Annotated in this window: 11 protein-coding genes and 2 tRNA genes; 2 read left to right on the top strand and 11 right to left on the bottom strand. The window is 51.2% G+C overall.

All coding sequences use genetic code 11. The features are described 5' to 3' along the window. Positions 1–15: 15 nt before the first annotated feature. Positions 16–1,338, top strand: a complete 1,323-nt coding sequence (gene miaB, locus ACTHTY_RS08190; protein WP_003684389.1) for a tRNA (N6-isopentenyl adenosine(37)-C2)-methylthiotransferase MiaB — start codon at positions 16–18, stop codon at positions 1,336–1,338. A gap of 226 nt (positions 1,339–1,564) precedes the next feature. Then, a complete protein-coding gene (locus ACTHTY_RS08185) occupies positions 1,565–2,875 on the top strand; it encodes an NCS2 family permease (protein ID WP_440367184.1) in 1,311 nt (436 codons plus the stop codon). An 83-nt stretch (positions 2,876–2,958) separates the two neighbouring features. On the opposite strand, the gene ACTHTY_RS08180 is transcribed toward ACTHTY_RS08185, so the two are convergent. From ACTHTY_RS08180 to thiD, 11 genes are all read right to left on the bottom strand, one after another. Continuing rightward, positions 2,959–3,516: a hypothetical protein gene (locus ACTHTY_RS08180; protein WP_049333920.1), complete on the bottom strand. Its 558-nt coding sequence runs from the start codon at positions 3,514–3,516 to the stop codon at positions 2,959–2,961. Positions 3,517–3,910: 394 nt separating this feature from the next. After that, positions 3,911–3,985, bottom strand: a tRNA-Glu gene (locus ACTHTY_RS08175). 12 nt (positions 3,986–3,997) lie between these two features. After that, positions 3,998–4,074, bottom strand: a tRNA-Arg gene (locus ACTHTY_RS08170). Between the two features lie 132 nt (positions 4,075–4,206). Then, entirely contained in the window at positions 4,207–5,565 is a 1,359-nt protein-coding gene (locus tag ACTHTY_RS08165; protein ID WP_440367183.1) for a deoxyguanosinetriphosphate triphosphohydrolase, read from the bottom strand. A 56-nt stretch (positions 5,566–5,621) separates the two neighbouring features. Then, positions 5,622–6,881 (bottom strand): transcription termination factor Rho, encoded by a 1,260-nt coding sequence (rho, locus tag ACTHTY_RS08160; RefSeq protein ID WP_003680905.1) that lies wholly within the window; start codon positions 6,879–6,881, stop codon positions 5,622–5,624. Between the two features lie 244 nt (positions 6,882–7,125). Then, on the bottom strand, positions 7,126–8,028 hold the full coding sequence (locus tag ACTHTY_RS08155; protein WP_440367182.1) for a DMT family transporter: 903 nt from the start codon (positions 8,026–8,028) through the stop codon (positions 7,126–7,128). Between the two features lie 82 nt (positions 8,029–8,110). Beyond that, positions 8,111–9,799: a glutamine--tRNA ligase/YqeY domain fusion protein gene (locus tag ACTHTY_RS08150; protein WP_440367181.1), complete on the bottom strand. Its 1,689-nt coding sequence runs from the start codon at positions 9,797–9,799 to the stop codon at positions 8,111–8,113. 105 nt (positions 9,800–9,904) lie between these two features. Continuing rightward, a complete protein-coding gene (locus tag ACTHTY_RS08145; protein WP_063068458.1) occupies positions 9,905–10,684 on the bottom strand; it encodes a DeoR/GlpR family DNA-binding transcription regulator in 780 nt (259 codons plus the stop codon). A gap of 72 nt (positions 10,685–10,756) precedes the next feature. Continuing rightward, positions 10,757–11,470 (bottom strand): GntR family transcriptional regulator, encoded by a 714-nt coding sequence (locus tag ACTHTY_RS08140; RefSeq protein WP_004519550.1) that lies wholly within the window; start codon positions 11,468–11,470, stop codon positions 10,757–10,759. A gap of 261 nt (positions 11,471–11,731) precedes the next feature. Further along, the gene (locus ACTHTY_RS08135) at positions 11,732–12,151 is read right to left on the bottom strand and encodes an OsmC family protein (RefSeq protein WP_003679886.1); all 420 of its coding nucleotides are present in this window, start codon (positions 12,149–12,151) and stop codon (positions 11,732–11,734) included. A gap of 111 nt (positions 12,152–12,262) precedes the next feature. After that, positions 12,263–13,072: a bifunctional hydroxymethylpyrimidine kinase/phosphomethylpyrimidine kinase gene (thiD, locus tag ACTHTY_RS08130; RefSeq protein WP_440367180.1), complete on the bottom strand. Its 810-nt coding sequence runs from the start codon at positions 13,070–13,072 to the stop codon at positions 12,263–12,265. Between the last annotated feature and the right edge of the window lie 23 nt (positions 13,073–13,095).

Here is a 13,095-nt window from a genome sequence, read left to right as displayed (position 1 = left end):
CAATCAAAACAAACCATGAAAAAAGTATTTATCCGCACCTTCGGGTGCCAAATGAACGAGTACGACAGCGAAAAAATGCTGTCCGTCCTCGCCGAAGAACACGGCGGCATCGAACAGGTTACCCAACCTGACGACGCCGACATCATCTTGTTCAACACCTGCTCCGTGCGTGAAAAAGCGCAAGAGAAAGTCTTCTCCGACTTAGGCCGCGTACGTCCGCTCAAAGAAAAAAATCCCGACCTCATCATCGGCGTTGCCGGCTGCGTTGCCTCGCAAGAAGGCGAAAACATCGTCAAACGCGCTCCGTATGTGGACGTGGTTTTCGGCCCGCAAACGCTGCACCGCCTGCCCAAACTCATCGTCGATAAAGAAACCACCGGCCTGTCTCAAATCGACATTTCCTTCCCCGAAATCGAGAAATTCGACCACCTGCCGCCTGCGCGCGTAGAAGGCGGTTCGGCATTCATTTCCATCATGGAAGGCTGTTCCAAATACTGCTCTTACTGCGTCGTCCCCTACACCCGCGGTGAAGAATTCTCCCGCCCACTTAACGACGTATTGACTGAAATTGCCGGTTTGGCGCAACAAGGCGTTAAAGAAATCAACCTCTTAGGCCAAAACGTCAATGCCTATCGCGGTGAAATGGAAAACGGCGAAATCTGCGACTTTGCCACCTTGTTGCGCATCGTCCACGAAATCCCCGGCATAGAACGCCTGCGCTTTACCACCAGCCATCCGCGCGAATTTACCGACGCGATTATCGAGTGCTACCGAGACCTGCCGAAGCTGGTTTCCCACCTGCACCTGCCGATTCAAAGCGGTTCCGACCGCGTATTGAGCGCGATGAAACGCGGCTACACCGCTTTGGAATACAAATCCATCATCCGCAAACTGCGTGCCATCCGTCCTGATTTGTGCCTCAGCTCCGACTTTATCGTCGGCTTCCCGGGCGAGACCGAGCGCGAGTTCGAGCAAACTTTGAAACTGGTGAAAGACATTGCCTTCGACTTGAGCTTCGTCTTTATTTACAGTCCTCGCCCTGGCACGCCTGCCGCCAACCTGCACGACGACACGCCGCACGAAGAAAAAGTGCGCCGCCTCGAAGCTTTGAACGAAGTCATCGAAGCCGAAACCGCGCGCATCAACCAAACCATGATCGGCACGGTTCAACGCTGTTTGGTTGAAGGTATCTCCAAAAAAGATCCCGACCAGCTCCAAGCCCGTACCGCCAACAACCGCGTGGTCAACTTTACCGGCACACCCGACATGATCAACCAAATGATCGATTTGGAAATCACCGAAGCCTACACCTTCTCCCTGAAAGGCAAACCGGTATAAGCACACACAAACAAAGGCCGTCTGAAACTGTTCAGACGGCCTTTATCTTGGCTTGGCCCGGCATTATCTGATTCATGTATTTTTATTACCCGAACAAAAGGCTTTTCAGTATAATACCGCCCGAAAATTCCCTTATCTGTTTAGAAGTTAAGGCCAAAATCCGAGCTTCCGGCAGTTAAACCCGCTGATGCCGTCCTTTAACGGCTTTCCCAAAGGAATATCTCGAATGAGTTCTTCAAATCAAAGCGTTTTGGAAAGATTATTCAACCTCAACGCCAATCAGACCAACGTCCGCACGGAAATTATGGCCGGTGTGACAACCTTCCTCGCCATGTGCTACATCATCATCGTCAATCCCCTGATTTTGGGCGAAACCGGCATGGATATGGGCGCAGTATTTGTGGCTACCTGTATCGCCTCCGCCATCGGCTGTTTCGTGATGGGCTTTGTCGGCAACTACCCGATCGCCCTCGCTCCGGGTATGGGTTTGAACGCCTACTTTACCTTTGCCGTCGTCAAAGGCATGGGCGTAGACTGGCGTGTGGCTTTGGGTGCTGTTTTCATTTCAGGCATTATTTTTATCCTGTTCAGCTTCTTTAAAGTGCGCGAAATGCTGGTCAACGCCCTGCCTATGGGCTTGAAAATGTCGATTGCCGCAGGTATCGGCCTCTTCTTGGCATTGATTGCGCTCAAAGGCGCAGGCGTGATTGTGGCCAATCCTGCCACATTGGTCGGCTTGGGCGACATCCACCAGCCTACTGCCCTGCTGGCGATGGCAGGCTTTGTGATGGTAGTTACACTTGGCCATTTCCGCGTTAAAGGCTCCATCATCATTACCATTCTGACGCTGACCGCCATCTCCACCGTCTTGGGCTTGAGCGAGTTCAAAGGCGTGGTCGGCGAAGTCCCAAGCATTGCGCCGACTTTCATGCAGATGGACTTCAAAGGCTTGTTTACCGTCAGCATGGTCAGCGTGATTTTTGTATTCTTCCTGGTTGACCTGTTTGACTCTACCGGCACATTGGTCGGCGTTTCCCACCGCGCAGGCTTGTTGCAAGACGGCAAACTGCCGCGTTTGAAACGCGCCCTGCTTGCCGACTCAACCGCCATCGTTGCAGGCGCCGCCTTGGGTACTTCTTCTACAACCCCTTACGTTGAAAGCGCGGCAGGCGTTTCTGCCGGCGGCCGTACCGGCCTGACTGCCGTTACCGTCGGCGTACTGATGCTGGCCTGCCTGATTTTCTCCCCGCTGGTTCAAAGCATTCCAGCATTCGCTACCGCTCCCGCCCTGCTCTATGTTGGCGCGCAAATGTTGCGCAGTGCGAGCGAAATCGATTGGGACGACATGACCGAAGCCGCACCGGCATTCCTAACCATCGTCTTCATGCCGTTTACCTACTCGATTGCCGACGGTATTGCGTTTGGCTTTATCAGCTACGCACTCATCAAACTCTTATGCAACCGCACCCAAGACGTACCGCCTATGGTATGGATTGTCGCCGTGTTGTGGGCATTGAAATTCTGGTTCTTGGGTTAAATCACTCAAAAGAACAGGCCGTCTAAAAAGTTTTCAGACGGCCTGTTTTATTTTACCCAGCGTTTAAAGCTGTCGGTAAAAGATTATTTTTTCACTTTTTTAGCAGCTGGTTTAGCGGCAGCTTTCGCGCCTTTGTCCAATGCGCAGAAGCGGGTAACGATTTGATCAACCACTTCTTGTTTGCCGTTTACTTCAGTAGTACCGCGGATAGTCAGCATATTGCCGTCAACTTTGTCTACGTTGGCTGCAGTGGCTGCTTCAGCAACCCAAGCGACATTACCGCCCCAGAATGCGTTTACGTCTTTGCTGCTGTCAGTGATACGGAACAGGTTTTCAGTTACTTGGCCTTTGTATTTTACTTGTGCAGCAACAACTTCGTTGCCTTTGAAGCCGTACATTACGCTCAGAGGCTCTTTGCCATCTTTACCGCATTTGTAGTGAACTTCTTTAGTACCGTCGATAGAGTCTACTTTCAAAGTATTAGGTACTGGAGCTTGAGCTTGTTGAGCCTGAGCTTGAGTTTGTTGTTGCGCAGTAGGCGCAGCTTTAGCTTCAGGTTTAGCTTTAGAACCGCTGCTACATGCAGTCAGGGCAACAGCCGCCAAAACGGCAGGAACGATTAATTTAACATTCATATTCATAATTGACTCCCAAATGGTCTCAATAAAAAACCGGCAAACGCCGGCTGACATTTACACATTAACAGAGATATTCCGTCTTGTCTTTATCTCAGACGGCATTTTTTAAGAAAAGTTCAAATAAATATTTTTATTTTATAAAATCAAGAAATTATAAATATGAAATCATGTAAATTCAGGTTTAGGAACTCTTAAGATGAATACTATTGTCAATAAATCGTGGGTTGGCAATGGTAAAATGAGATTGAAAAGCGCAAATAGACGACAAAAAGTCTGGGCAATTGATTTTACACACTTCTGTCTCTTGAGTTGCTAAGCGTTTCAGACGGCTTTAGAACACAAACAGTAAATGCAATAAAAAAGCGCAATCTGAAATAGATTGCGCTTTTTTGAAAACTGGCACGCCCACGGGGAATCGAACCCCGGTTACCGCCGTGAAAGGGCGATGTCCTAACCGCTAGACGATGGGCGCGGATAAATCTTGTGGCGCACCCGGAGCGATTCGAACGCCCGACCCTCTGGTTCGTAGCCAGATACTCTATCCAACTGAGCTACGGGTGCATCCTCATCACTTCGCAAGTGCGTTGTGAATCAAGAAGACCGAATAATATAGGCTTTGCTGAAACCTGTCTACTCTTTTCACAGATATTTTTTATATTTTTATTTAACCAATTGAAGTTAAACAATATAAAATTAACGTAAAATCCCTACTCCTGACAAATCCTGTGCCATTTTAGCAGCGGAGTTATCGGTCATGCCGCCGACAAAATCCAAGATCTTCATATAGGCCTGATACAGACTGTCTTCAGGAAGAATCGGATTGTGCTTTTTCAATAATTCCAACGCCAAAGACTGACGCGTTGCCAACTGTTTTTCAGCAATCAGGGCATAAGCGGCAGGGACCAGCAAATCCAAGATGGAGCCTAAACATGGGAACGTGGCGATCTCGGTCAAGAGCTTGGTGTGATGGCGGAAAATCCGTGTTTGCGCCAAATCTTTTGCTTTTGCCAAAGTGTTTTGCACTTGCGGGCTACACAGAGCAAGCAAGTCTTTGCCTTTGAATGTCCCATCCAGTAAATCGGACTGATGCAGCATAAAGGTTTGCGCGACATCATCAATCGCCTTGCCAATCGCAATGCCGCGCAACATGGCGCAACGCTGACGGCTGGAGCTGGCGTGCCATGCGCTTTCGGCAAAAGTCAACTCGGACAAGATGCTCTCCACTTCCGTATCCGTGAGCAAATCCAATTCGACGGCATCTTCCAAGTCCAGCAAGGCATAGCAAATATCGTCAGCTGCCTCCATCAAATAAGACAAAGGATGGCGCGCCCAGCTGTCTTCTCCTGCAGAAATCAGCCCCAATTCGTCGGCAACTTGACGGATAAATGGCAACTCGGTTTGATAAATATTGAATTTCTTTCTGCCGTTTGGATGTTGCGTTGTCCACGGATACTTCAACAATGCGCCGATGGCTGCCGCAGTCAGGCGCATTCCGCCCGCCTCCGGATACATTTCAAGACTGGCGACGATACGCAGGCTATGCGCATTGCCTTCATAGGTTTGAATGTCGTTGCGCTCCGCTTCGTTTAATGTGTTCAGATAAATTTGATGTTCAGGCCGTCTGAACCAATCGCGCAAAGCATCTTCGCCGGTATGGCCAAACGGCGGATTACCCAAATCATGCGCCAAACAGGCAACCTGCACCACGGCACCAATATCGCTGGGCGTATTGCCCTGCGGCAAAAAACCGCCGTTGTGCAACATCACGCCCACGCGGTTGCCCAAGCTCCTGCCCACGCTGGCAACTTCAACGCTGTGCGTCAGACGGTTGTGTGTCAAGTCATGTTGCGCCAACGGATGTACCTGCGTTTTACGGCCAAGGAGGCGGAAGGCTCCAGAAAAAACAACCCGGTCGTAGTCGATGTGAAAATCCGTACGCAAAGCATCGGCACCTTCCTGAGTCGAAGGGGTAACGGTCGGCACGATTTCGCCGTTTTTGGTACGGAAGCGTTGGGTGGACAATAAGTTTTGCCAATTCATTCGGATGGTCATAAAGGTTCCTCAAGCAAAGTAAAGGCCGTCTGAAACATATTCAGACGGCCTTATGCTTATTTACCGCGCATCAATTCAAAGAAATCGTCATTGTTTTTAGAGTCTTTAAGTTTGCCCACCAAAAACTCGGTCGCTTCGATTTCGTCCATAGGATGCAGGAATTTGCGCAAGAGCCACATACGTTGCAACTGATCGTTCGGCACCAGCAATTCTTCGCGGCGCGTACCGGATTTATTGATGCTGATGGCCGGGAACAGGCGTTTTTCTGCCATGCGGCGGTCAAGGTGCAATTCCATATTGCCCGTGCCTTTGAACTCTTCGTAAATCACGTCGTCCATGCGGCTGCCGGTTTCAACAAGCGCTGTCGCAATAATGGTAAGCGAACCGCCCTCTTCCACATTACGCGCTGCGCCGAAGAAACGTTTCGGACGGTGCAAGGCGTTGGCATCGACACCACCGGTCAGAATTTTACCCGAAGTCGGTACAACGGTATTGTAGGCGCGCGCCAAACGGGTAATCGAATCCAGCAGGATGACCACGTCTTTTTTATGCTCGACCATGCGTTTGGCTTTTTCAATCACCATCTCGGCCACTTGTACATGGCGTTGCGCAGGTTCGTCAAACGTAGAGGAAACCACTTCGCCGCGTACAGAACGGCTCATTTCGGTCACTTCTTCCGGACGCTCGTCAATCAACAGGACAATCAGCTCGACATCGGGATAATTGGCGGTAATGGCATGAGCAATGTTTTGCAACATCACGGTTTTACCGGTTTTAGGAGGCGCAACCAACAATGCACGTTGGCCTTTACCGATTGGGGAAACCAAGTCGATGGCACGGCCGGTCAGATTCTCTTCGGCTTTGATGTCGCGCTCGAGCTTGAATTGTTCGGTTGGGAATAAAGGCGTGAGGTTTTCAAAGAGGATTTTGTGTTTGCAGACTTCAGGCTGATCGCCGTTGATGGTATCGAGGCGGACAAGTGCGAAATAGCGCTCGTTGTCTTTAGGTACGCGCACGCTGCCTTCGATGGTGTCACCGGTGTGCAGATTGAAGCGGCGGATTTGCGTGGGCGAAACATAAATATCGTCAGGGCCGGCAAGGTAAGAAGTATCTGCGCTGCGCAAGAAACCGAAGCCGTCGGGCAGGATTTCGAGCGTACCGGAACAGGTAAAGCTGACATTCTGCTTCATCATCTGGCGGACGATGGCAAAAACGAGGTCTTGTTTGCGGAAACGGTTGGCATTTTCAATGCCATGTTCTTCTGCCATTTCCAAGAGTTTGGAAATGTGGAGGGTTTGGAGTTCTGAAACGTGCATAGTATTGATATATTTTGAATGGTATCAGAGAGATGGCACAAAGGCCGTCTGAAAGTATGAAATCGTGCCGCAGGATACGGTAGATTTTTGAGAAAGTTGAATTTTAGGCAGTTGGAGGCAGGGTGTCAAATTTTTAAATTGAACACTGAGCCGAGACCATAATCTTACCCTGCAATAAGATTATGGCCGGCAACAGCTTGGCAATCGCAACCCTATCGCCAAAAATCCGAGTATTTACCCAACTTCAGACAGCCCTCTGTCCGTACCGCATCAGCGTCATGCCGCCGACCGCCGCCGCGCAACCCGCAACCAGCGAAATATGCAGCGGTTCGCCCAAAAACCACGCCGAAGACAGCACACCGAAAATCGGCACAAGCGTAATATACGCTGCCGCGCTGCCTGCACCCAAAGTCTTCACGCCTTCAAAATACCACGCATAGGCCAATACAGTCGCACCGATGACCAGCCACGCCAAGGCTGTCCAACCTCGCCCATCCATTGCCGCTATCGCCTCAAACGGCATTCCGTCCATCCACAACGCCACCACCGACAACATCAGAGCACCAATGAACGACGTTGCCGTTGTTACCGTCAGCGCATCTATCCCGCGCAAAACCGCGCGACCGATTAAGGTATAAGCCGCCCAACAGACCACGCAGCCGAAAATCAGCCACTCCCCCGCCTTGATGCCGCCCGATAACACTGTCAACGGCTGCCCTTGCGTTACCACCATAATGGCACCTCCGACCGCCAGCAGCATACCAGCCAAAATCTTCGCGTTTAAACGCTCGCCGAAAAACCAAGTTGCCAACAGCAGCGTCAACACGGGATTCACCGCCACGACCACCGCCGCCTTGCCTGCCGGCATAGTCTGCAAACCCAGCATAAAAAACACCGCATAACCGCACACGCCAACAGAAGCGGCTGCAGTCAAGCCCAGCCATTGCCGCGCCGACAAAGCTGCCAAAGTTGCAAACCTGCTGCGCGCAAACAACCAGCCCAACAACAAAACCGAAGCCAGTACAAACCGAACCGCCCCGCCCGTCAACGGCGGCAGCGACTGCCCCAACATCCGCCCCATCGGCCAGGATGCGCCCCACAACACTGCCATTCCCAGCAGTTTCAAATGTACAGAATAACGTTCCATCCCATCCCTTTATCGATAAAGGCCGTCTGAAAACCGGATTTCACGTTTTCAGACGGCCTTCAATATAGCGACTGCAAACAGATTACTTAGCTTGCCAAGAATCTTTCAGTGTCACAGTGCGGTTAAACACCGGTGTGTCTTTGCTGTGGTCTTTGCGGTCGGTGACGAAATAGCCGATGCGTTCAAACTGCCAACGGCTCTCCGCCGGCAGATCTTTTGCGACAGGCTCGGCGTAGGCAGTAATTTCCTTGATGGATTCTGGATTGAGGAAATCGGTAAACGGCAGATAGTTGCCGTCTTCGCCGCGCACGGCATCGGGACGCTCGACGGTAAAGAGGCGGTCGTACAGGCGGACTTTGATTTCGGCGGCATGTTCGGCAGACACCCAATGAATCACGCCTTTGACTTTTCTGCCTTCGGGATTTTTGCCCAAGGTATCGTGGTCGATGCTGCATTTGAGTTCAACCACATTGCCTGCTTCGTCTTTTACTACTTCGTCGCACTTGATGACATAACCGTGGCGCAAACGCACTTCACCGCCTGGAACCAGGCGTTTGAAGCCTTTAGGCGGATTTTCGGTAAAGTCATCGGCTTCGATGTAGATGGTTTGTGAAATAGGTACTTCGCGATCGCCCATTTCTTCGTGGTTCGGATGGAACGCTGCGCGGCGGCTTTGGGTTTTGCCGGCTTCAAAGTTGGTCAGGGTTACTTTGAGCGGGTTCAAAACCGCCATCAAACGCGGGGCGGAATTTTCCAACTCTTCACGAATTGCGCCTTCCAACACGCTCATGTCGACGATGTTTTCAGATTTGGAAATACCTGCGCGTTTGGCAAACAGGCGCAGGCCTTCGGGCGTGTAACCGCGGCGGCGCATACCGGAAATGGTCGGCATACGCGGATCATCCCAGCCGGCAACGTGGCCGTCTGAAACCAGTTGGTTCAGCTTGCGTTTGGACGTTATGGAATACAGAAGCTCCAAACGGGAAAACTCGTATTGGCGTGGACGTGCGGCGTGCGGCGCAGGAATGTTGTCCAACACCCAGTCGTACAACGGACGGTGTGCTTCAAATTCGAGCGTACACAAGGAATGCGTGATGCCTTCGATGGCATCGGAAATGCAGTGCGTGTAGTCGTACATCGGATAGATGCACCATTTGTCGCCGGTGTTGTGGTGATGGGAGCGGCGGATGCGGTAGATGACGGGGTCGCGCATATTGATGTTGCCTGATGCCATGTCGATTTTCAGGCGCAGGGTTTTGCTGCCGTCGGGGAACTCGCCGTTTTTCATGCGTGTGAACAGGTCGAGGTTTTCTTCGATACTGCGGTCGCGGTAAGGGCTGTTTTTACCCGCTTCGGTCAGCGTACCGCGGTATTCGCGCATTTCTTCGGGCGTCAAATCATCGACATACGCTTTGCCGTCTTTGATTAAACCGACGGCGTAGTCGTAAAGCTGGTCGAAATAGTTGGAAGCGAAGCGTGGTTCGCCCGCCCAATGGAAGCCCAACCATTCGACGTCTTCTTTGATGGCGTTGACGTATTCGTCGTTTTCTTTTTCAGGGTTGGTATCGTCGAAACGCAGGTTGCACAAGCCGTCGTAAATATAAGCCAAACCGAAGTTCAAGCAGATGGATTTGGCGTGGCCGATGTGCAAGTAACCGTTCGGCTCGGGCGGGAAACGGGTTTGGATGGCTGTATGTTTACCGCTTTTGAGGTCTTCTTCGATGATGGTGCGGATGAAATGGTTGTCCGCGAATTGGTCTTTATTCAACATAATATTTCTTTGATGGGAAAATGATTTTCTGTTTTCAGACGGCCTGAACATTCAATCAGGCCGTCTGAAAGGAATGGAATGATGGCTCAATTGTACCCGACTTGGCTACTTTGATACAGGGTCGGCAACCTGCCACGCCACGCCGCGCTCGTTTAGGGTTTTCTGCATGGCGGCGGATGGTGGGCGGTCGGTAAACAGCTTATCGAATGCGCCGATATCGCCCAGTCTGACCAAGGCATTGCTGTTGAATTTGCTGTGGTCGACGCCGAGATAGCGCACGCGGGCATTGTTCACCATCGCCTGCATGACGCTGACTTCCTTGTAATCGTCATCCAAAAGCGAGCCGTCGTTTTCTATGCCGTGGGTACTCATGATGGCATAGTCGACTTTGAATTGGTTGATGAAATCGACGGTTGCCACGCCGGTAATACCGCCGTCCAAGGGGCGGACCACGCCGGAAGCGATGATGACTGTGTAATCGGTACGCGCCGCAGTGATGGAGGCGGCGTAGATATTGTTGGTGATAATCCGCAGATTTTTACGCTGTCTGACCAACTCGGCGGCGACGGCTTCCATGGTGGTGCCAATGCTGATAAACAGCGAGGCATTGTCGGGAATGGTAGAAGCAATCAATCGGGCAATGGCGTTTTTTTCCTGCTGCTGATGGTTGCGCCGCTCCTGCCCTGCCGTTACGACTGAAACGTCGCCCAAAGATGCGCCGCCGTGATAGCGTTTGAGCTGTCCGGTCTCGCTTAACTCCTGCACATCGCGGCGTATGGTTTGCGGCGTAACATCCAAATTCGCCGCCAACTCTTCCACCGTCATGAAGTTATGTTCGCGGACAAGGGTGAGGATATGTTCGTGTCTTTGGATTTTGGGTTTCATGGCGTTTCGCTTTGTAGGGATAAACCAATGGCCGTCTGAATATTTCAGACGGCCTTTTTATTGTCAAACCGATTACATCTCGAGTTTCTGTTCCAAGCGTTCCATGCACGCGCCCAAGTGGCGGCGCATGACTTTGGTCACACGGTTGCGCTTGCCTGCCAGCAACAAATCGAGGATTTCTCGGTGTTCATGGTGTGAATTGGAATCGATGTTGCGCTTTTCTTTGCGAAGCGGATCGGAAACGGCCACAATCAATGAAGAGCGCGCGCACAAGGTATTCATGATTTCAAACAGGACATCGTTGTCCAACAGCCGCGCCAATTCGACATGGAAGGCATTGGACAGGCGGTTCCAACCCACGCGGTCGCCGCTTTCGGAGGCTGCGCCCTCTTGCTCAATCATGGCGTAAAGCGGTTGCAGACGCGTTTCCAAATCAGGCATATCGATGAGGACGCTCAAAATCATGCTTTCCATTTCGATACGCGTGTTGAACACGTCTTTCATTTCTTTCAAGTCCGGCACATGGACAAATGCACCGCGGTTAGGCTGCAGATCGACGATTTTATCGTGCGCCAAAAGTGACAATGCGCCACGCACGGTATTGCGCGAGCAAACCATTTGCCGGCAAAGCTCGGACTCGGTCAGTTTTTTGCCCGGCAGCAGCAGATGGTCGGTAATGCCGTCCAAAATCAATGCGTACACGCGGAAGAGTTCCGAATCGTGACGCTCTTCCAAAATAAGCGATGAAGTTGCAGGCGCAACGTTGGTATTATTTTCGTAATCCATAATGTTTCCCCAGTATCCGTATTAAGGCACAAGCGTTTACAAACCTGCAGCTTTCGGGGTTGTTTAAAATATAATTAAAAATTGTTGACAATGTTAAACGAAACTTGCACAATGAGATCAACAAGCCAAGTTATAAAGGCTGATAGAGAGAGAGAAAAAGGAATAAAAAGCAAGCAGATATATTCATGTTAATGCGTGAATATATCTGCTTTTTTTGTGGGTAGCCGGTTCACGCTCCGATACTCCCACCCTGAAACCGCCCTATTCTGTTTCGACGATCTCGAAGCTGTGGCTCATTTTTGCCGCTTTGCCCAACATAATTGATGCGGAGCAATATTTTTCGGCAGACATCTGTACGGCGCGTTCGATCGCGCTTTCTTGCAAATCCCGACCATACACTTTGAAGTGGATATGGATTTCGGTAAACACGCGCGGCGCGGTGTCGGCGCGTTTGGCAGTCACTTCGGCACGGCAGTCGGTGATTTTTTGGCGTTGTTTCTCGGCAATCATCACGACATCGATGCTGGAACAGCCTGCTACACCCAACAACAGCATTTCCATCGGGCTGGGGCCGCGTTTGACTTCGCCTTCAGCCGCCGCGCCTTCCATCACAACGCTGTGTCCGTTTGCCGTTGTACCGACGAAGCACATTCCGTCTATCCATTTTGAGGTAACTTGCATGGTGTCTTTTTTATCCGTAAAAGCATTAATCCGATATTGTAAACAATTTCAAGTGATAAACCTAGTCAGGCCGTCTGAAAAATACAATCAATTACAATTGGCCTAAACGCATTACTCGTCCCGATACGCCCAATGGTTGACCGGCCCGTGCCCTGCCCCGATGCCCAAAGGATGGGAAATAGCGGCGGCAATATAGTTTTTTGCCGTTTGTACCGCCTCGTGCACGCTAAACCCTTTTGCCAACTCGGCAGTGATGCAGGCAGAAAACGTGCAGCCCGTGCCATGCGTATGCGGCGTTGGGAAACGTTTGCTGTTCAGCTCGATGGTTTCGTATGGCGTAAACAGCCAGTCGGTGCAATATTCGCTTTGGCTGTCGGCAAGATGGCCGCCCTTAATCACCACATTTTTCACGCCCCAATCCTGAAGAATTTTGGCGGCGCGTTCCGCATCTTGGCGGTTTTCAATATTAATACCCGTCAAAGCCTGCGCTTCGGGCAGATTGGGAGTCAATACGTCCGTATGCGGCAGCAGCAGGCGTTTCATGGCTTCAACGGCTGAGTTTTCCAACAACGGCGCACCGCCTTTGGCAATCATGACCGGATCCAACACGCGTTTGCCGAAATCGCATTCGGCGGTTTGTTCTGCCACGCATTCGATGATTTCCGCCGTACCCAGCATGCCGATTTTATAGGCACGGATTTGGAAATCCTCCTGAATTGCGGCAATTTGCGCGGCAATCATGTCGGTCGGTATCGGATGCACTGCCGATACGCCCAAAGTATTTTGTGCGGTAACCGCAGTCAGCACGCTGGTACCGAACACGCCGCGCATTTGAAATGTCTTCAGATCCGCCTGTATGCCCGCGCCGCCGCCGGAATCGGAGCCGGCAATCGTCAGCGTTTGAATAAAAAGTTCGTCCATCGTATCCTCCTGTTTTTCAGACG

This window comes from Neisseria sp. P0019.S002, from assembly GCF_051957155.1.
Classification (GTDB): domain Bacteria; phylum Pseudomonadota; class Gammaproteobacteria; order Burkholderiales; family Neisseriaceae; genus Neisseria; species Neisseria perflava.
The sequence above is the reverse complement of the archived record's forward strand: the minus strand, read 5'-3'. Positions and strand labels throughout refer to the sequence as shown.